This is a genomic window from Meiothermus sp. (assembly GCF_025056915.1).
In the GTDB taxonomy this organism is placed as follows: domain Bacteria; phylum Deinococcota; class Deinococci; order Deinococcales; family Thermaceae; genus Meiothermus.
On record NZ_JANWVH010000003.1, the window covers coordinates 23,583 to 41,216 of the forward strand.

General features: G+C 61.9%; 18 protein-coding genes. 11 read left to right on the forward strand and 7 right to left on the reverse strand.

Going from position 1 to position 17,634, the window contains the following annotated elements:
- Positions 1-44: 44 nt before the first annotated feature.
- Entirely contained in the window at positions 45-1,163 is a 1,119-nt protein-coding gene (locus tag NZN28_RS00990; protein WP_295394760.1) for a M20 family metallopeptidase, read from the forward strand.
- Positions 1,160-1,636, forward strand: a complete 477-nt coding sequence (locus tag NZN28_RS00995; protein ID WP_295394762.1) for a YbaK/EbsC family protein — start codon at positions 1,160-1,162, stop codon at positions 1,634-1,636. Before NZN28_RS00990 ends, NZN28_RS00995 begins: the two co-directional genes overlap by 4 nt.
- 358 nt (positions 1,637-1,994) lie before the next feature.
- Here the strand turns inward: NZN28_RS00995 and NZN28_RS01000 are convergent, their stop codons facing one another.
- Genes NZN28_RS01000 through wecB form a run of 3 tightly spaced genes read right to left on the reverse strand, consistent with a single transcriptional unit; the run spans position 1,995 to position 4,563 of the window.
- Positions 1,995-2,780, reverse strand: a complete 786-nt coding sequence (locus NZN28_RS01000) for an alpha/beta hydrolase (protein WP_295394765.1) — start codon at positions 2,778-2,780, stop codon at positions 1,995-1,997.
- Positions 2,781-2,838: 58 nt separating this feature from the next.
- A complete protein-coding gene (locus NZN28_RS01005) occupies positions 2,839-3,378 on the reverse strand; it encodes a peptidylprolyl isomerase (RefSeq protein WP_295394767.1) in 540 nt (179 codons plus the stop codon).
- 51 nt (positions 3,379-3,429) lie between these two features.
- Entirely contained in the window at positions 3,430-4,563 is a 1,134-nt protein-coding gene (gene wecB / locus NZN28_RS01010) for a non-hydrolyzing UDP-N-acetylglucosamine 2-epimerase (RefSeq protein ID WP_295394770.1), read from the reverse strand.
- A 610-nt stretch (positions 4,564-5,173) separates the two neighbouring features.
- Between wecB and NZN28_RS01015 the strand changes: the two genes are divergently transcribed.
- The 5 genes from NZN28_RS01015 to NZN28_RS01035 all read left to right on the forward strand — a co-directional run bounded on the left by NZN28_RS01015 (position 5,174) and on the right by NZN28_RS01035 (position 9,723).
- Entirely contained in the window at positions 5,174-6,559 is a 1,386-nt protein-coding gene (locus tag NZN28_RS01015) for an exopolysaccharide biosynthesis polyprenyl glycosylphosphotransferase (RefSeq protein ID WP_295394772.1), read from the forward strand.
- Positions 6,560-7,339, forward strand: coding sequence for a WecB/TagA/CpsF family glycosyltransferase (locus NZN28_RS01020; RefSeq protein ID WP_295394774.1), 780 nt, complete (start codon positions 6,560-6,562; stop codon positions 7,337-7,339). It begins immediately after the preceding gene.
- 11 nt (positions 7,340-7,350) lie between these two features.
- Positions 7,351-8,340 carry an NAD-dependent epimerase/dehydratase family protein gene (locus tag NZN28_RS01025; protein ID WP_295394776.1) on the forward strand — a complete coding sequence of 330 codons (990 nt, stop codon included), beginning with the start codon at positions 7,351-7,353 and terminating at the stop codon, positions 8,338-8,340.
- Positions 8,341-8,436: 96 nt separating this feature from the next.
- Complete coding sequence (locus NZN28_RS01030; RefSeq protein WP_295394778.1) at positions 8,437-9,093, forward strand: M23 family metallopeptidase; 657 nt, start codon at positions 8,437-8,439, stop codon at positions 9,091-9,093.
- A 15-nt stretch (positions 9,094-9,108) separates the two neighbouring features.
- Complete coding sequence (locus NZN28_RS01035; protein WP_295394779.1) at positions 9,109-9,723, forward strand: M23 family metallopeptidase; 615 nt, start codon at positions 9,109-9,111, stop codon at positions 9,721-9,723.
- Between the two features lie 192 nt (positions 9,724-9,915).
- On the opposite strand, the gene NZN28_RS01040 is transcribed toward NZN28_RS01035, so the two are convergent.
- The 3 genes from NZN28_RS01040 to NZN28_RS01050 all read right to left on the reverse strand — a co-directional run bounded on the left by NZN28_RS01040 (position 9,916) and on the right by NZN28_RS01050 (position 12,289).
- Complete coding sequence (locus tag NZN28_RS01040; RefSeq protein ID WP_295394782.1) at positions 9,916-11,070, reverse strand: MFS transporter; 1,155 nt, start codon at positions 11,068-11,070, stop codon at positions 9,916-9,918.
- A 95-nt stretch (positions 11,071-11,165) separates the two neighbouring features.
- Entirely contained in the window at positions 11,166-11,666 is a 501-nt protein-coding gene (locus NZN28_RS01045) for a cupin domain-containing protein (RefSeq protein ID WP_295394784.1), read from the reverse strand.
- 104 nt (positions 11,667-11,770) lie between these two features.
- Positions 11,771-12,289 (reverse strand): metal-binding protein, encoded by a 519-nt coding sequence (locus tag NZN28_RS01050; protein ID WP_295394786.1) that lies wholly within the window; start codon positions 12,287-12,289, stop codon positions 11,771-11,773.
- A 628-nt stretch (positions 12,290-12,917) separates the two neighbouring features.
- On the opposite strand from NZN28_RS01050, the gene NZN28_RS01055 reads away from it, so the two are divergent.
- From NZN28_RS01055 to NZN28_RS01070, 4 genes are all read left to right on the forward strand, one after another.
- A complete protein-coding gene (locus tag NZN28_RS01055) occupies positions 12,918-13,481 on the forward strand; it encodes a TetR/AcrR family transcriptional regulator (RefSeq protein ID WP_295394788.1) in 564 nt (187 codons plus the stop codon).
- On the forward strand, positions 13,478-13,972 hold the full coding sequence (locus NZN28_RS01060; protein WP_295394791.1) for a CarD family transcriptional regulator: 495 nt from the start codon (positions 13,478-13,480) through the stop codon (positions 13,970-13,972). Before NZN28_RS01055 ends, NZN28_RS01060 begins: the two co-directional genes overlap by 4 nt.
- Before the next feature lie 102 nt (positions 13,973-14,074).
- Positions 14,075-15,514 (forward strand): circularly permuted type 2 ATP-grasp protein, encoded by a 1,440-nt coding sequence (locus NZN28_RS01065; protein ID WP_367275815.1) that lies wholly within the window; start codon positions 14,075-14,077, stop codon positions 15,512-15,514.
- A gap of 92 nt (positions 15,515-15,606) precedes the next feature.
- Positions 15,607-16,527 (forward strand): alpha-E domain-containing protein, encoded by a 921-nt coding sequence (locus NZN28_RS01070; protein WP_295394796.1) that lies wholly within the window; start codon positions 15,607-15,609, stop codon positions 16,525-16,527.
- 162 nt (positions 16,528-16,689) lie between these two features.
- On the opposite strand, the gene NZN28_RS01075 is transcribed toward NZN28_RS01070, so the two are convergent.
- Positions 16,690-17,526: a transglutaminase family protein gene (locus NZN28_RS01075; protein ID WP_295394799.1), complete on the reverse strand. Its 837-nt coding sequence runs from the start codon at positions 17,524-17,526 to the stop codon at positions 16,690-16,692.
- Between the last annotated feature and the right edge of the window lie 108 nt (positions 17,527-17,634).

Sequence of the window (17,634 nt, forward strand, 5' to 3'; positions counted from 1 at the left end):
AGAAAGATTCACCTTGGCCCGCCAGGGGCGTTAGTATGGGCCCTGTGAAGCCCATCGAACACCTGCAACCCCAACTGCCGGCCATCCTGCAAGACCTGGAGGCCATTGTGACCCTCGAGGCCCCCTCCCACGACCTTCCCGGTCTGGACAGGGTAGCCCGCTGGATTGCGGCCCAGTTTGCGCCCTTTGGCAGCCTCGAGCGCCAGGAGACCCCCAACGGCCCCATGCTCCGGGTACAGGTGCCGGGCAGCGGCAAGAAGGTCTTGGTGCTCTGCCACTTCGACACCGTGCACCCGGTGGGGGCTTTTGCGGTGCCCTGGAAGGTGGAGGGGGAACGGGCCTACGGCCCCGGCGTCTACGACATGAAGGGCAACATCGTGCAGCTTCTGTGGGCCTTGCGCACCAACGCGGCCCTGGGGCTCAGCCGGCCCAGCCTCGAGCTCCTCTTCACCCCGGACGAAGAGGTGGGTTCGCAGGCCTCGCGGGCGGCCATCGAGGCCGGGGCTCGGCGCAACGACCTGGTGCTGGTGCTGGAGGCCCCTATGGGCAACGGCGACCTTAAGGTGGCCCGCAAAGGGGTGGGCCAGTACCGCCTCACCGCCCACGGCAAGCCCGCCCACCAGGGGGTTGAACCGGAAAAGGGCATCAATGCGATTGTCGAGCTGGCCCATCAGATTCCCAGGATTGTGGCCCTGCAAGACTGGAACCAGGGCACCACCCTGGGGCCCAACGTGGTCAAAGGCGGCACCACCAGCAACGTGGTGGCGGCCACGGCCTGGGTGGACATAGACCTGCGGGTCTGGACCATGGCCGAAGCCGAACGGGTGGAGCGCGAGCTTCGGGCCTTGCAGCCGGTGCTGCCTGGCGCGTCCCTGTCGCTCGAGGGCGGCCTGAACCGGCCCCCCATGGAGCCCTCGCCAGCCTCGCTCGAGCTTTTCGAGCTGGCCCGGCGCATCGGGGCCGAGGTGGGGCTGCAACTGGGCCCTGGGCGGGTGGGGGGCGGCTCCGATGGCAACTTTACGGCGGCGCTGGGCGTGCCCACCCTGGACGGGCTGGGCCTGTTCGGCGAGGCCGCCCACCAGCTCACCGAAAACGTCTATATCCCGCAAATTCCGGCCCGCATTGCGCTTTTGTGCGGCCTTCTGGACGAGCTTTCCCGATGAAGCTTTCCCCCAGCGCACAAAAGGTGCAGGATGCCCTGCAACAGCGGGGCTTTGGTCATCTGCAGGTGCAGGAGCTGACCGCCTCGACCCGCACCGCCCAGGAGGCCGCCCATGCAGTGGGTTGTAACGTGGGCCAGATTGTCAAATCGCTGATTTTTCGAGGGGCCACCAGCGGGCAACCCTATCTACTGCTGGTTTCAGGGGTCAACCGGGTGAACACCCACCGGATCGAAGCAGACCTGGGGGAAAAGCTGGTCAAGCCCGATGCCGATTACGTTCGCAGCGTGACCGGGTTTGCCATTGGTGGGGTGCCGCCGGTGGGTCATGCCCAACCGCTAAAGGCCCTGGTGGATTCCGACCTGTTGCAGTACGAGCGCATCTACGCTGCTGCCGGAACCCCTTTTGCGCTGTTTGGGCTTACCCCAGACGAACTGCTGGCCCTGACCGAGGGCCGCGTCACGCAACTCACCTGAGCCAGGCGCTCATCCACCAGGAAACCCTCTTTGCATGAACACCCTGCTGACCAGAGCGCTCTTCACATATTTAGAGCCATTCGACTATAAGAAAGCCTTGTCCTGGACAACAGTGGCCGCCTGGAAACTCGAACACATGCGTCTCGGCCCAGACGCAACGCAGACAAGCGTGCCTCACCGAGGTGAGGCACGTCTCTTTGTCCCTTCTCGTTTTCGTGGGCGGCCACGTCTGTGAAGGGCGCGATATGCGAGCGGTGAGGCAGGGAGCGGGGTGGTAGAGGACAGGTGCTACCCTCGCCCGACCACCTCCTCTCGCCTTGTGTATCGTTGAAAGTTGCCTGTACACCCGAAGCTGGTTCTAGAGGTGCCGCTCGAGCCACTCGCTGATGTCCTGCAAAACCTGGGCTTTGTCCAGGTCATTGTGGGGCTCGTGAAAACCGCCGGGGTAGATGCGCAACTCCTTGTCGGTGAAGGGAATTTCTCTGAACAGCCAGCGGGCCCCCTCGGCCTTGTTGATGCTGTCGGCTTCACCGTGCAGGATGAGCAGGGGGTCGCGGATGTCCTTAACGCCCGCTTTGACCAACTCGATGGTTTGCAGCACCTCGGTGCCCCAGCGGGCGCTGACCCGGTTATGCACCAGTGGGTCGCTGCGGTAGGCCCGCACCACCTCGTTATCGCGGGAGAGGGCCTTTACGTCCAAATTCAACCGGAGGGGTGCGGTGGGCCAGATTTGGGAAAGCAGGCGGGCTACCCAGACCAGAAGTGGAGAAGCCGGCTGACCGGGCTCAATCAGAACCCCACTCACGATGGCCCCCCGCAAACCGGGGGGCTGCTTTTCCAGATAGTCCAGCACAATCAGGCTTCCCATGCTGTGGCCGTAAAGGAACATGGGAAGAGGGGGTTCACGGGTCTCCACAAAATTGCGAAACAGCGTGAGGTCAAGCCAGTAATCATGCCAGCTGTCAATGTGCCCGCGCTGCCCGGGGGAGCGGCCATGCCCCCGAAGGTCGGGGATGTACACGGCATAGCCTTGGGGAACCAGATGCTTGATCAGGTTGGTATAGCGTCCGCTGTGCTCGCCGAACCCATGCATGACCAGCAGCAGAGCCCGGGGCCGCTCGGGCCGCCAGGCCTGATAGAACAATCTTTCTCCACCTGAACCCGTGAAAATACCTTCCTCACCTTGCATAGTACCGGAAGCATTATACGCGCCGGATTGACAAAATTTTGACCGGCTCCAGGATCCACTGACCCTGCACGGGGGGCGTATCGCCCCCTGTGGGCCGCTGTTGAATTTGCCGCACAACCTCCATACCCCGAACCACCCTTCCAAAGGCGGCAAAGCCCTGTCCATCCGGGTTGCGCTTGCCGCCGTAGTCCAGCTCAGGCTGATTCCCAATGCAGATAAAGAACTCCGAATGGGCCGAGTCCGGCTCCAGGCGGGCCATCGAAAGGGTACCGTCCAGGTGACGGAGGCCCGTCTGGGCAGTGGTTTCCAGGGGGATGGGGGGCAGCTTGGCCGGATGCTCGCCCATCCCCAGCCCGCCCTGGATCACCTCGATCTTGACCGGGCTCTGGGCCTGGTTATCGAGCCGCACGGCGCGGTAGAACGTTGCACCCTGGTAGCGGTTTTCATCCACATAGCGCAAGAAGTTGGCCACCGTAATGGGGGCCTGGCCGGGGAAGAGCTCGAGCACCATCTCGCCCAGCTCGGTTTGTATCGAAACTCTTGGGTTTTCCATGGACCGCCGACTTCCTTTCCGGCGCTTGCCAGGACTAAAGCGTTGGCAACTTCAGGGCAGACGGGGGCCTTGCCAATCCGCCGGACGTTCAGAAAGGCCCAGGCGCCAGGCCACTCCCTGGGCACAGCGTTCGGCGGCTCTTCCGTCGCCATAGGGATTGGGCCGATTGCGCATGGCCTCGAGGGCCGCCTCATCCGAGAGCAGGGTGTCAATGGTGGCATAGACCTGCTCAGGGTCGGTGCCGGCCAGCTTCAGGGCTCCCACCGCCAGCCCCTCGGGCCGCTCGGTCACGTTGCGCAACACCACCACCGGCACCCCCAGGGTGGCCCCGCTCTCCTGTACGCCCCCGGAGTCGGTGACCAACAGGGTGGAGCGTTTCATCAGGCCGGCCATTGCGCCAAATTCCAGTGGTTCCAGCAACTCGAAGTTGGACAGCCCCTCCAGCTCGGGGTAGACCGCTTCGCGCACGGCGGGGTTCAGGTGCACCGGATAGACAAAGTGGCACTCGGGGTGGGCCTTAGCAACCCGTGCCAGAGCCGCTGCCAGCTCGCGCATGAAGGGGAGGTTCTCCCGCCGGTGCATGGTCACCCCCACAATGCGCTTGCCTTCGGGTAGAGGCGGGGGGGTGCCGCGTTGGCTGGCATACAGCACGGCATCCACCTCGGTCTGTCCGGTCACGATGATGTTTTGCGCGGGCTTGCCCTCGCGCAACAGGTTTTCCCTGGAAGTAGGGGTCGGGGGCAGGTCCAGGTCGGTGAGCACGTCGGTCAGGCGGCGGTTGGCCTCCTCGGGGAAAGGCTCTTGCATATTGAAGCTACGCAGGCCTGCCTCTACGTGGGCTACCGGAATTTGCTCGAAGAAAGCCGCCAGGGTCACGGCAAAGGTGGTCAGGGTGTCGCCGTGCACCATCACATAGTCGGCTTGCAGTTCCCTCAGTTTGTCGGCTGCCGCAGGCACGATGCGCCCCATCAGGGCCGGCAGGGTCTGGCGGTCGGTCATCACCTGAAGGTCTGCGTCGGGTACGAGGTCGAACACCCGCAAGGCGTCCTCGAGCTGCGTGCGGTGCTGCCCGGTTGAAAGCACGATGGTCTCGATGCCAGCCTGCTTACGCAGGGCAAAGATCACCGGGGCCATCTTGATGGCCTCGGGGCGGGTGCCAAAGGCCAGCACTACCCGCTTGCGCATGGGGTCTCCTGGTTATTGCTGTATAAAGAAAAAGCATTCATGCCGCAACACAGTGTACACACTCCAGAGGCACGGAAGGCGGGTGGGGTTTGTGCTTCTATTTGGGTGTTGTACCCAGTCTGTGAGGTTGGTTATGGTCGAAATTCGGTGCGCCAGCAAACTTCTAAAAGCCTACATGCCAGATTGGACGAGTTGGTCATCGGACTTGACCGACCGAAGGCAGCGCGCTGGAAGATATAATCACCAGAATTTTGCGGACTATCCCTATAAGGCCAGCATCAGCCAGAAAGTCGAGTTACTTCTAGCAAACCTTGGCCGGGTGATTGTTTGTACTGCTCAGGATGCAAATTTCGGGGTTGAGCGTTTCTTGTAAGAATACAAGATGGGCGTTAACCCGTCGTTACTGCGTTAAGGATGGTGAATTTTCCATAGCATTTTGACAGGGATGCCCTAGCATTCTCCTAAGCGCACACCGGTGTGCGTAGACTTTTACATAAAACAACCATTGAGTGGAAGGGTCATTATGGCGCAATGGGGAATCACTTGGGCGGCCAGCCAAAGAGAGGATTTGCGCGCAAATAACGTGCGAAACAGGCGAGCCCCGGCTTGGGTGCCGATTATTCTGTGGTTGACGGATGTGCTGGCCCTCGAGCTCTCCCTCGGCCTAGCCATCCTGGTGCGTGAGACCCTTCTGACCTGGTGGCCCAACGGGCTAACTTGGAGTGATTACGCCCTTTTGGCTTTCATCATCGCAACCTTTCCTTTGGGTTACATGTTCTGGGCGCTCTATCCTGGTTACGGGATTCATCCGGTCGAGCGAATGCGCCGAACCTTCCTTATAACGGTGCTGTTATTTCTAACCGCGCTGCTGATCTTTGCCATCCTACCGGCCACTCGCCCCTTAGGAGCAATTCTCGTTGCAACTGGCGCATTTGCCGTTTTTTTGGTGCCGATTCTAAATGCCTTGGCGCGTGAACTGCTGATCCGGGCCGGATGGTGGGGTTATCCAGTGGTGATTCTGGGAGCGGGCTTGATTGGCGCAATGGTGGTCAGGGCATTACGCCATGAACGGTACCTGGGCCTGGTGCCGGTGGCATTTCTGGACGACGACCCACAGAAACAGGGTCGGCTCGTCGAAGGGGTGCCCGTGCTGGGGCCGCTCAGTATGGCCGAGCAAGTGAGCAGACAGGGGGTGCGGGAAGCCCTGGTGGCTATTTCGAGCATTGGTCGGGCAGAACTCAAAGAACTTGTACACAGGTTGCCTTTTTTCCACGTCACGGTCATACCCGATTTGGGCGAGCCCACCATTGACTGGTTTTCGGTGCGAAGCCTGGGGCGGATACATGGCGTGGCGGTTCGTAAAAATCTGCTGCTTCCCCGGAACCGGGTCATGAAGTGGTGGATGGATCGGTTGCTGGGCTGGCCGCTATTTGTGCTCAGCCTGCCGCTGATCTGGCTGCTGGCTTTGTGGGTGCGCCTGGTCAGCCCCGGCTCGCCTTACTTCACCCAGACCCGCGAAGGTCTTGGGGGCCGGTCCATCAACATCCTCAAGCTGCGCACCATGTACCCCGATGCCGACCAGCGCCTCGAGCGTTACCTGGCCGAGAACCCCGAGGCCAAGGCCGAGTGGGAGCGCTCCTTTAAGCTCAAGCGCGACCCGCGCATCCTGCCTGGGGTGGGCCACTTTCTGCGCAAGACCAGCCTGGACGAGTTGCCCCAACTCTATAACGTGGTGCGGGGGGAGATGAGCCTGGTCGGGCCGCGGCCCTTTCCGGCTTACCACCTCGAGCGCTTCTCGCCAGAGTTCCGCCAGCTGCGCCATAGCGTGTTGCCGGGCATAACCGGCTTCTGGCAGGTGCTGGCCCGCTCCGACAGCGACCTCAAACTTCAGGAAGAACTGGACACCTACTACATCCGCAACTGGTCGCCCTGGCTGGACGTGTATCTGCTATTTCGCACCGTGCTGGCCGTGCTGGGTTCCAAGGGGGCGTATTGAATGAAAGAGTTGGCCATTGAGCGAACCAATGTGCTGGGCGTGGGCATCAGCGCCATCAACATCCCGATGGCGCTCGAGGCCCTCGAGGACTTTATCCAGCGAAAGCATCGCACCTACGTGTGCATTACCGGGGTGCACGGGGTGATGGAGAGCCAGGCCGACCCCGAACTGCGCAAAATCCACAACCAGGCGGGCCTGGTCACCCCCGACGGGATGCCCATGGTCTGGCTGAGTCGCCTGGCCGGGCACAAGCACGTAGACCGGGTATACGGCCCCGACCTGATGCTGGCCGTTTGCCAGGCTTCCTTGCACAAGGGATACCGTCACTTTTTCTACGGCGGCCACGAGGGGGTTCCCGAACTTTTGCGGGACAGGCTACAGGAGAGGTTTCCGGGCCTGCAGGTGGTCGGCACCTACTCGCCTCCCTTCCGCCCCCTTACCCCGGAGGAGGACGCCGCCATTGTGGCCCAGATCAATGAGGCCCGGCCCGACATCGTGTGGGTGGGTCTCAGCACCCCCAAGCAGGAACGCTGGATGGCCACCCACCTGGGCAAAATTGAGGCGCCGGTGATGATCGGGGTGGGAGCCGCCTTCGACTTTCACGCGGGCCTCAAGCCCCAGGCCCCCCGCTGGATGCAACGCAGCGGTCTGGAGTGGTTGTTCCGCATGCTCTCCGAACCCCGGCGGCTGGCCCGGCGTTACCTGCAAAATAACCCCAAGTTTGTGATGGCAGTGCTGATGCAAATGCTGGGCCTGCGTCGCTACAAGTTAGATACCTGAGGAGGAAAGGCATGAAAACAGCTCTCGTTTGTGGTGCAGGTGGATTCATCGGTGGGCATTTGGTCAAGAAACTCAAAGCCCAGGGCTACTGGGTACGCGGGGTGGATCTCAAACGGCATGAGTTTTCGGAAAGCCCGGCTGACGAGTTTGTGGTGGGCGACCTGCGCGACCCCCGTCTGGTGGCCGAGGTGATTGACCGGAAGTTTGACGAGGTCTATCAGCTGGCCGCCGACATGGGGGGGGCCGGTTTTGTTTTCACCGGCGAGAACGACGCCGCCATCATGCACAACTCAGCCCTGATAAACCTGAACGTGCTGGAGGAGCTGCACCACAAGGGCGTGGGGAAGGTCTTCTACTCCTCTTCAGCCTGCATGTACCCTGAGTACAACCAGCTCGACCCCTCCAAGCCCGTAACCGCCGAGGACTCGGCCTACCCGGCCATGCCCGACAGCGAGTATGGCTGGGAGAAGCTCTTCAGCGAGCGTCTCTACTTCGCCTACCACCGCAACTACGGAATCGATGTGCGGGTGGCCCGTTTTCACAATATCTTTGGACCGGAAGGCACCTGGGAAGGAGGGCGCGAGAAGGCCCCCGCCGCCATGTGCCGCAAAGTGGCCGAGGCGCCAGAGGGGGGGGTCATTGAGGTCTGGGGCCCCGGTACCCAAACCCGCTCCTTCCTGTACGTGGACGAGTGCCTGGAAGCCATCGAACGCTTTATGAACAGCGACTATATTGGCCCTCTCAACATTGGCTCGGAGGAGATGATCAGCATCAACGACCTGGCCCGCATGACCATCGAAATCTCCGGCAAGAACCTCACCATCCGCAACGTTCCGGGCCCCGTCGGAGTCCAGGGGCGTAACTCAGACAACACCCGTATCCGTGAGAAGCTGGGCTGGGCCCCGCACCGCCCGCTGCGCGAGGGCATGGAGCGCACCTACGCCTGGGTGGCCGAGCAGGTGGCCAAGAAACGGAAAGCCCAAGAGGCTCTGGTGCGATAAGGCATTTCTGGGCATGGCGCCCCGACTTTGGTCGGGGTTTCTTGCGCTTCTAACCCAATTTTCAAGCCGATCCGTCAAGCTACGAGGGTGCACTGGATGGGTTTTTTTGTGCTTATTCTGGTCTTATTTTCGCTGGTCATGGCGCAGCAACTGCGTTTTATCCCCACCCAGCCGTACGCAACCCAGCGGGGCGCGTGCATTCCGGCGCCGGCTCCCCGAAATCCCACCGAGCAGTCTAAGTGGGAGGAGTGGCCGGGCTACCGCGAGCGCATTGCGGCCCTGGCCCCGCATCTTTCGGGTGAACCCGACCCGGTTTTGCTGATGCCGGTGCAGGGGGTGCGGGTGCGGCAGATTTGGGACAGCTTCGGGGCTTTGCGCCCCGGAGGCCGCCGCCATGAGGGGCAGGACATCTTCGCCCGGCGGGGCACCCCGGTTTACTCGGCCACCGAAGGCTATGTGCTGCGGATGGCGTATGGCCCGGTGGGGGGGTTGCAAATTTTCGTGCTGGGGGCTGGTGAGAAGCGCTACTACTACGCGCACCTCGAGCGTTTTGCACCCGGCCTGCGGGAGGGCGACTGGGTCACGCCGCAAACCCTGTTGGGCTACGTGGGCAACACCGGCATCGCCCGGGGCACACCGCCCCACCTGCATTTTGGCCTCTACGAGGGCGGGCGCGAAACCTGCAACTACCGGGCTCTCGACCCCCTCCCCCTGCTGCGCGACCGCGACTGGCAAACCCTTGCAAGGCGGTAAGGAGTTCAACCCTTCGTGAAAAACACCCTGGCCTTCCTGTTGCTGCTGGCCTTGAGCGCCTGCGTGTGGCCGCGCTCGAGCCCGCCAAATCCTGGGAGCGAAGCCCCCGACGAAAGCCCCGGAACTGGTTGGACCCGCCTTGACGACTATGGTCGCCTGCTGGCCCAGCCGCCCGATGGCGAACTCCTGATGCCGGTGCGGGGGGTGCAGGTGCGCCAGGTAACCGATACCTTTCTGGCGCCCCGCCCGGGTGGGCGGTTGCACGAAGGCCAGGACATCTTTGCGCCCAGGGGAACCCCCGTCTACGCGGCCACCGAAGGTGTGGTTGTCCGGATGGGTTATGGGCAGCTGGGGGGCTTGTTTGTGATGGTTCTGGGGCCAGGGGGGCGGCGTTACTACTATGCCCACCTCGACCGACATGCCGAGGGCCTGCAAGAAGGCGACTGGGTGAGCCGACAGACCCTTTTGGGCTATGTGGGCAATACCGGCAACGCCCGCGCCACGCCCCCGCACCTGCACTTTGGGGTGTACGGCAGCCGATGGCGTCTGGATGACCGGGTGATTAATCCCCTGCCCTTGTTGGCCAACCGTAACTGGCAGACCCTGGACGAGAAAGCGAACGACCCCTAGCAAAAGGCCGAAAGCCAAAAGCTTCGAGTTGAACCCTCAAAGAGGAATGCACCATGATCGCAGCCCGGCTCCCGAGGCTTCGACGCTGCAACTTTCGGCAAAATGCCACTTTCTTGAAGGCAGCGGCGGGCAACGGGGGTTTGGGATTGGGGCACAGGGTTTGATGCCAGCTTTGCTTGAACCCTTTGCATACTAGCCGGCTCTGGGCCGCAGCAGGCCGGCCAGCAAGGCAATCACCACCGCCAGACCCGCCACCAGAGCAAACGACACCCGCAGCGAGGTGGAGTGGGCAACCAACCCAATGACCGGAGGCCCCGCCAGAAAGCCCAGGTAGCCAAGGGTTGCCACCGAAGCCAGGGCCACGCCGGGTTGCACCCCCGGCACACGCCCTGCCGCGCTAAAAGCCAGGGGAAACAGGGTGCAGTAGCCCAGCCCAACCATCACAAAGCCCAGCAAGGCGACCTCTGGGCGGGCTGCCAGCAGGGTCATGACGAAGCCACTTGCGGCCAGGAGACCGCCCCCTCTGGCCAGGGCAACCGGGCCGAAGCGGTCGGTGAGGGCATCGCCGGTCAGGCGCCCCACGACCATGGCCACCGAAAAGGCCGAGAAGGCCAGTGCTGCCACGGCCTCACTGCTGCCGATTTCCTGCTTCATGAACACCGCGCTCCAGTCGGCCACTGCGCCTTCGCCCAGCCCGGTGCAGAACACAATTAAGCCCAGGCCCAGGAGCACGCCCCGGGGCCACACAAAGCGAGGCCCAGTTGGGGCGGGCCGAACCTCCAGCAGTTGACGGGAGGCCCAGAGCATTGCCAGCCCTGAGGCCAGCGCCATCCATGTGAAAAAGGGGAGCGGTGCGATTGCGGCGGCAGCCGCCGCCCCCCCCAGAGCGGCCCCCACCAGGCCCCCCAGGCTGAAGAGCGCGTGAAAACTGGACATGATGGGCCTTGCGTAGCGCTTCTCGGCCTCCACAGCCTGGGCATTCATCGAGATGTCCATGGCGGCGTTGGTGAAGCCAAACACAAAAAGCGCCAGGGCCAGCGTCCAGCCGCTGGGAGCCAGGGCCAGGAGGGGGAGCGAAAGGCAGTTGCTCAGGGCCGCCAGCGTCACCACCGGGCGGCTGCCCCAGTGGGCAATCAGCCAGCCGGTCAGGGGCATGGCCAGCACCAGCCCTACGGGGCCACCCAGCAACACCAACCCCAACTCGCCGGTATTGAGGCCCAGATTTTGCTTAATGGCCGGAATGCGCGAAACCCAGGCAGCCAGGATGAAGCCGCAAACAAAGAAAGTCAGGTAGATGGCGAGTCTGGCCAGGGGCAGGTGTTCTGGTCTGCGGGGTGTTGCACTCATAGCATCGATCCTCTCAATGGCTAGATTCGCTGGCTGAAGGCTTCGGTCAAGGCCCTGCTTTGATAAGCAACCGACGAAGCCACTGGACATTGGGCTTATCGGGTCAACCTCTCGATCAGGTCTCGGTGCTGGGGGAACTGCTGGGCCAGTTGCGCCCGCTGGGCCAGCTCAAAGTCGGCGAAGTCGAAACCGGGGGCTATGGTGCAGCCGACCAGGGCGAAGGTCTGGGGTGCATCCAGGCTGGCGGCAAACCAGTAACCCGCTGGAACAACTTGCTGAAAGGACTGGCCCTGGCCGGGGTCTGGGCCCAGATGCAGACGGGAGAGTTCCCCTAAAGGCGAAATGAGCCATAAAGTCAGCGAACTGCCGGTATAGAAGTGCCAGACCTCATCGCTCGTGAGCCGATGAAAAGCCGAAAAATCGGGGTGTTCCAGCAAGAAGTAGATGGCGGTTGAAAAAGGCCGCTGGCCCTTGTAGCGGTGGGGCAGGTGGGGTTCGGCGATGGCCTCGTCGGCCTTATAGGTTTGCCGATAGAACCCACCCTCCGGGTGCGCCGCCAACCCCAGATAATCCACCCAAAATTTCGCGCTATGCATACTGATTCCACTCCTTTGCGGCTTGATGGTCTGGAACGAGGGGCGAGAACATTTGCAAGCAGCGTCTTCGATCAATGCAAGCGCATGGTCAGACGAACTGGGGCCTAACGACGGCGCTTCGCCGAGCGCAGCAGGCTACCTGAATCGGGCCAGATGCCATCGGCGATCAGGTGTAGCCACTGCGAGGCATAATACCCCAGTACCCATGCCCACAAAATTTCCTGGGGAGGGGCTTTGAGCCGGGCTTGAAGGTTGAAGCTGAGTCCCAGGTAGTCTGCGATAGCGGTGAGGCCCCAGTACAGCACCACCCCCATTGCCCCCAGGTACAACAGGCGCGTTAGAGGGCCCACAATCCAGGTGTGGGAAAGCCCCCGGTGGGCAAACATCCAGCCGTAGGGAACCCAAAACCAGCCCAACCAACCCCAGCGCCCCTTGGCCCGCACCTGCTGTTCGGCCAGGTCTAGATCGGGGGTAATCAGAAATGTTCCGATCAAGAAACTGCCAACAAAGGCCACTGCGACCGGTTGGGAGATGTCAACTTCCTTTTGGTAGACCCAGTAAGCGGCGGAGGCCAACCCCAACACACCCATATTGATGGCTTCGTGAACGCGACCCGAAGGCATTTGCGTAGTTTACAAGTTTGTGTCGAGGGGTATGGCGACAAGCGAACCACACCTAAGGCCTACGAACCCACAGGCTGCAAACCCAAGTCGAAGGCTTCAACAACAGGAATCTGATGCCCCACCCTTCCATTCACCTGCCTGGCCTTGAAGAATGCCGCTGCCTGCTTGGAAGGGCAGGCGCATGGTTTAGGGCCTTGATGAACCTTGTGATGCCATCTTTGACCCAACAATGTGCGAACTGAAGGTGCGATGTGGCAAGGGGCAATCGGTAGAGACCCCTACGTTACCTGCAACCAACCGCCCCCTTCTTGAAAGCAGCCTGAACGCACAAAGTTGGTATAAATCGCTGCAACCGCCGGTTCCTGCGTTTTGCCGAAAGCTCGGAATCGTCTCGAGGTTGCACCCCATCCACACCCGCTGCATACTTTTGCAAACCATTTTCGATAATTTTGTCCTTGTCAGAAAATATGGCACTGTGCGGGTCTTTGAAGTAAGCCGAACCCGCTGGCGGGAGTATCGAACCAAATTCGTAAAACCCTGTCTGAGACAGCTTTGCAAGATATGACCAACTTGCTGCGGGGTCTCGGTCTCATCTACATCCCCAGGGGTTCTGCTACACTCTACAGGCGTGACCGTGGAGGCTCGGACTGCCCCCAAACGCGAAGTGATCCTCGAGGCAACCATCCGAGTTCTAAGAGACCGGGGGTTGTCGGGCCTGAAAGTCGAGGAAGTAGCCAGGGAAGCCGAAGTCGGCAAGGGCACAGTTTACCTTTATTTCCAGGATAAACAAGACCTGCTGAAGGCGCTGGTGGAGCACCACACGTTTTCTTACTACCAGAAAGTAGAGAAAGTGGTGAACCAGAGCGCTTCTTTCCGAGACCGACTGGCCGAAGTGTTGCGGCTTCGCATCGCTTGGGTGGAGGAGTGGCGCGGTTTGTGGGCGGCGGTGGCCCGGGAGGCCCATCCCGAGGACACCACCGGCTGGCTCAAGGGCATGCACGAGCATTACCAACATTTGCTTGAAAAGCTGGTGCAGGACGGCAAGGCCAGGGGCGAGGTGCGCCCCGAGCTGGATACCAGCCTGACGGCAGCCAGCATTGCAGCCCTGGCCTGCAACCCGCAGCTCGAGTTTCCACGGGAAGCCTACCTCGAGCACCTGCTTGGGGTCTTGTTGAAAGGAGTGGCGTTGTGAGCGAATACCGTCCAGGAGATAAGGTTGTTTTGCCGCCGTATGGCGTAGGTGTGGTGGCGGGCATCGCCCAGCGTTCGGTTGCCGGTTCGGACAAATCGTATTATCAGGTCGACTTTCCCGGAACCCGTTCCAAGGCTTACGTGCCCGTAGAAGCCCCGCAAACGACCCGCCTGCGTCGGGCCTTGTCACCGGATCAGGTGAATGAAATTCTGGCCCTGCTGCGCGAGGGCCGCCTGCCCCTGCCCCGCCAGTGGGCCGCCCGTCACCGCAAGACCACCGAAATTCTGGCCGACGGCGACCCCTTCCGCATCGCCACCCTGGCCGGCCAGCTCCGGGCCTGGGAACTCGAAAAGGGCCTGCCCGACCTCGACCGCCAGGCCCTGCGCCGGGCGCTGCACCTGCTGGCCGAGGAGATTTCCCAGGTGATGGAAATAACCCTGGACGAAGCCCGCAAGCTATTCGAAGAGACGGTGGGCGAGAGCCTCAACTGAACCCAAGTCCGGCCCAAGGACAAGGCCCCCTCAAGGGGGCCTTTTTTGCTGGCCCGTGCTGGATAATTATTCGCCGAACGGTATAATCCCTGCATGAAGCAGATGGCGGGCTGGTTCACGGGCTACCAGAGCCCGGTATTCGACGAGGTATTCGAGGCCGAAGGCAGACCGCGCCGGCACTATGTGGAGATAGTGAACCGCTTTAACGAGCTGGGGCTCGAGGATTTCCAGCGCCGCCGGGCCCTGACCGAACTGGCCTTCCGCAACCAGGGCATTACCTTCCAGGTTTACGGCGACCCCTCGGCGGCGGAGCGGCCCTTCCCACTGGATATTTTTCCACGGGTGATTCCCGCCGCCGAGTGGCAGGTGGTCGAACAGGGCCTGATTCAGCGGGTCAAGGCGCTCAATTTATTTCTGAACGACATATACAACGGCCAGCATATCCTCTCAGACAATGTGCTGCCGCCGGGGCTGGTGCTCAAGCACCCGCAGTACTACCGGCAGGTTCACGGGGTCAAGCTGCCGCATGCGGCCTTTACCCATGTGGCCGGGATAGACCTGGTGCGCGATGAGCAGGGGCAGTACCGGGTTCTGGAGGACAACCTGCGCACCCCCTCGGGGGTTTCGTATGTGCTTTCCAACCGCCGGGTGATGAGCCGGGCCTTTCCCCAGCTGCTTTCCAAAGCCCGGGTGCGCCTGGTGGAGGATTACCCCGATATGCTGCTGAGCACCCTCAAAAGCCTCTCGCCCCGCGATGTGGCCGAGCCCTGCGTGGTGGTGCTGACCCCAGGCCCTTTCAACAGCGCCTACTTTGAACACATGTTCCTGGCGCAGCAGATGGGGGTGGAGCTGGTAGAGGGCTCGGACTTGTTTGTGGACGAGGGGCGGGTCTGGATGCGGACCACCGCCGGGCGGCAGCAGGTGGATGTGATTTACCGGCGCATTGACGACGACTTCTTAGACCCCACGGCCTTCCGGCCCGACTCGGTGCTGGGGGTGCCGGGCCTGGTCAGGGTTTACCGGGAGGGCCGGGTGGCCATTGCCAATGCCATCGGCAATGGGGTGGCCGACGACAAGGCGCTGTACGCCTATGTGCCGCGCATAATCAAGTATTACCTCAACCAGGAGCCCATTCTGCCCAATGTACAGACCTATCTGGGGGCCGAACCCGATGGAGCCGACTACATCCTCTCCCACGCGGCTGAACTGGTCATCAAGAAGGTGGATCAGTCGGGGGGGTACGGGATGCTGATTGGGCCACAGGCCAGCAAGGCCCAGCTGGCCGAATACCTGAAGCAGGTGCGGGCCGAGCCCCATAATTTTGTGGCCCAGCCGGTGGTGGGGCTTTCGACCAGCCCCACCTATGCCGAGGACACCCAGACCTTTGAGCCGCGCCACATTGACCTTCGCCCGTTTGTGCTGGTAGGGGAGCGCATCCGGGTGCTGCCGGGTGGGCTCACTCGGGTGGCGCTGCGGCGGGGTTCGCTGGTGGTGAACTCCTCGCAGGGAGGGGGGTCGAAGGACACCTGGGTGCTGTCGTGAGCGGGGCAGGGGGGCGAGGCGAGAAGTGATGAAGCGAGCTTATTTCTGGGCTGCTGGACCATTGCTCTCCTTGAGCGTCAAACGGAGTCGCCATGTTGAGCCGAATCGCTGAAAACCTCTACTGGCTGGGGCGTTACGTTGAGCGAGCCGAGAACACGGCGCGGTGGTTGGATGTGAACTACTATGCGGTGGCCGAAGCCCCGGTGGAGGGTATTGCGCCCGGCTGGTGGGGGCGCATCTTGCGGGCTTTGGAGGTGGAGAACCTCGAGCCCAGCGAAGAAACCGTGGTGCAGTGGCTGGCCTTCGATTTGCAAAACCCCAGCAGCATCCGCAACTGCATCTGGCGGGTGCGGGAAAATGCCCGCACCACCCGCTTTCACCTGAACCTGGAGATCTGGGAGGAGGTCAACCGACTCTACAACCAGTGCTACCACAACACCGAGCAGGTGATGGCCCAGGAAAGCCTGCACGAGTATTGCGTAACGGTACGGGAGGCCAGCCATCAGATGATGGGCATTGCCGAAACGACCCTGCCGCGCGACCTCGGTTTTTACTTTATGCGCTTGGGCCGCTACCTCGAGCGGGCCGATAACATGCTGCGGGTGTTGCAGGCGTACATTGGCGGGGGCGAACTATCCAGGGAAATCGAGGTGCAGAACCACTTCAACCGCTCGCTCCTGCGCAGCGTGGGGGCGCTGGAAGCCTACCGCAAGGTTTATCACACCACCCTCGAGCTACCCCGCATCGGCGAGTTCCTGCTTTTGAACAGCGATTTTCCCCGCAGTGTGCGCTTTTGTGTGGATGGCCTCAAGCGGGCTGCCGAAGCGGTGCGCCGCCACAGCGATGGGGTGGGCGGGGAGGCCGTCCGCAAGGTGGGCAAGCTCGCGGCCACGTTGGAGTATCTGGAAAACGCCAACCAGGTCTTCAAAAAACGCGACCCCGACCTGGAGGAGTTGCTGGAAGAACTGGCCGACATTCACGCAGAGCTGAGCCGGGTGTACTTTGGCTACTGACCCTCACGCATAAGAGACCCCCGACCCTCCGCTGCCCTTGCCGCCTGTAGGTGCCAACTTTACCGCGCTCTTCACAGATGTGGCCGTCCTCCAGGCGGTCACTGTTCGGTTCAGGGCAGGTCTTTCTCGAAGTCGAATGGCTCAAAATGGGCGAAGAGCGCTCTAGCCTGTGGCCAGCGGTGTTTGCAGGGCCTCGACCCTGACCAGTACATTCAGGCTTTCCTTACCTCCCCCGCGTCGCAGCCCTTTGAGGGGTGGGCAGTCGTCGTAGTCGCGCCCGTGAGCTTTTTTGACGTACTGTTCGGTGACGATGGAGTTGTTGGTGGGGTCGTAACCATACCAGCCCGAGCCGGGCACAAAGGCTTCGACCCAGGCGTGGCTGCCCTCTGAACCCACCCCCGTGGCCAGATACCCCGAAACATAGCGGGCCGGAATGCCCACGCTGCGCAGGACGGCCAGCATGGCCTGGGCGTAGTCCTGGCAGACTCCGGCCCGGCCCTCGACAAACTGGATGAGAGGTGTGTCAACCTGGGTGGCTTTGGTGTCGTACTTGAAAATGCGGCTCAGGTGCTCGGTGACCTCCAGCAGGTAGCCGTGCAGGTCTTCGCGGGGGTTGGGGCGGCGCAGCGCCAGAAGCTCGAGCCAGTTGTGGTGCAGCGGTACGCGGGGGGTGGGCGCGAGGAATTCAAAAAAGCGAGACTCGAGGCTGCTCAACACCTGAACCGGCACCGGGTTTGGCTTGGGAACTGCGAAGGTAACCACTTTGGCCTGCATCTCGACCCGCAGCTGCTTGTGAGGCCTGGTCACTTGAAAATCGTAGACCCGGTTGTGGAAGTAGTCCTGTCGGCTGCGGGGCAGCGAGTCGGGCGAGATGTTCAGGCGAAACTCCAGAAGCCCCTGGCGGTGGTCGTCTACCGGATAGAGCCACAGCTCGTTGAAGGAGTCCCAGGCATCGTCGGGGTAGAAATACTCGGTCAGGTGGTATACCGATAGCAACACAACCAACAGCCTAGCAAAAAATGAATCCGAGGGGGGTTTGAGGCCCTGGCTTCAGGTGTAGAGCCGCCCCTTGCCTGCGGAGAAATTGAGCGCCTGAAGCAGAAACAA

Excerpts from the sequence above, each read along its gene's own strand:
- NZN28_RS00995 (WP_295394762.1), top strand. The coding sequence starts at position 1,160 with ATGAAGCTTTCCCCCAGCGCACAAAAGGTGCAGGATGCCCTGCAACAG.
- NZN28_RS01005 (WP_295394767.1), bottom strand. The coding sequence starts at position 3,378 with ATGGAAAACCCAAGAGTTTCGATACAAACCGAGCTGGGCGAGATGGTG.
- wecB (WP_295394770.1), bottom strand. The coding sequence starts at position 4,563 with ATGCGCAAGCGGGTAGTGCTGGCCTTTGGCACCCGCCCCGAGGCCATC.
- NZN28_RS01020 (WP_295394774.1), top strand. The coding sequence starts at position 6,560 with ATGAAAGAGTTGGCCATTGAGCGAACCAATGTGCTGGGCGTGGGCATC.
- NZN28_RS01025 (WP_295394776.1), top strand. The coding sequence starts at position 7,351 with ATGAAAACAGCTCTCGTTTGTGGTGCAGGTGGATTCATCGGTGGGCAT.
- NZN28_RS01030 (WP_295394778.1), top strand. The coding sequence starts at position 8,437 with ATGGGTTTTTTTGTGCTTATTCTGGTCTTATTTTCGCTGGTCATGGCG.
- NZN28_RS01040 (WP_295394782.1), bottom strand. The coding sequence starts at position 11,070 with ATGAGTGCAACACCCCGCAGACCAGAACACCTGCCCCTGGCCAGACTC.
- NZN28_RS01045 (WP_295394784.1), bottom strand. The coding sequence starts at position 11,666 with ATGCATAGCGCGAAATTTTGGGTGGATTATCTGGGGTTGGCGGCGCAC.
- NZN28_RS01050 (WP_295394786.1), bottom strand. The coding sequence starts at position 12,289 with ATGCCTTCGGGTCGCGTTCACGAAGCCATCAATATGGGTGTGTTGGGG.
- NZN28_RS01065 (WP_367275815.1), top strand. The coding sequence starts at position 14,075 with ATGGCGGGCTGGTTCACGGGCTACCAGAGCCCGGTATTCGACGAGGTA.
- NZN28_RS01070 (WP_295394796.1), top strand. The coding sequence starts at position 15,607 with ATGTTGAGCCGAATCGCTGAAAACCTCTACTGGCTGGGGCGTTACGTT.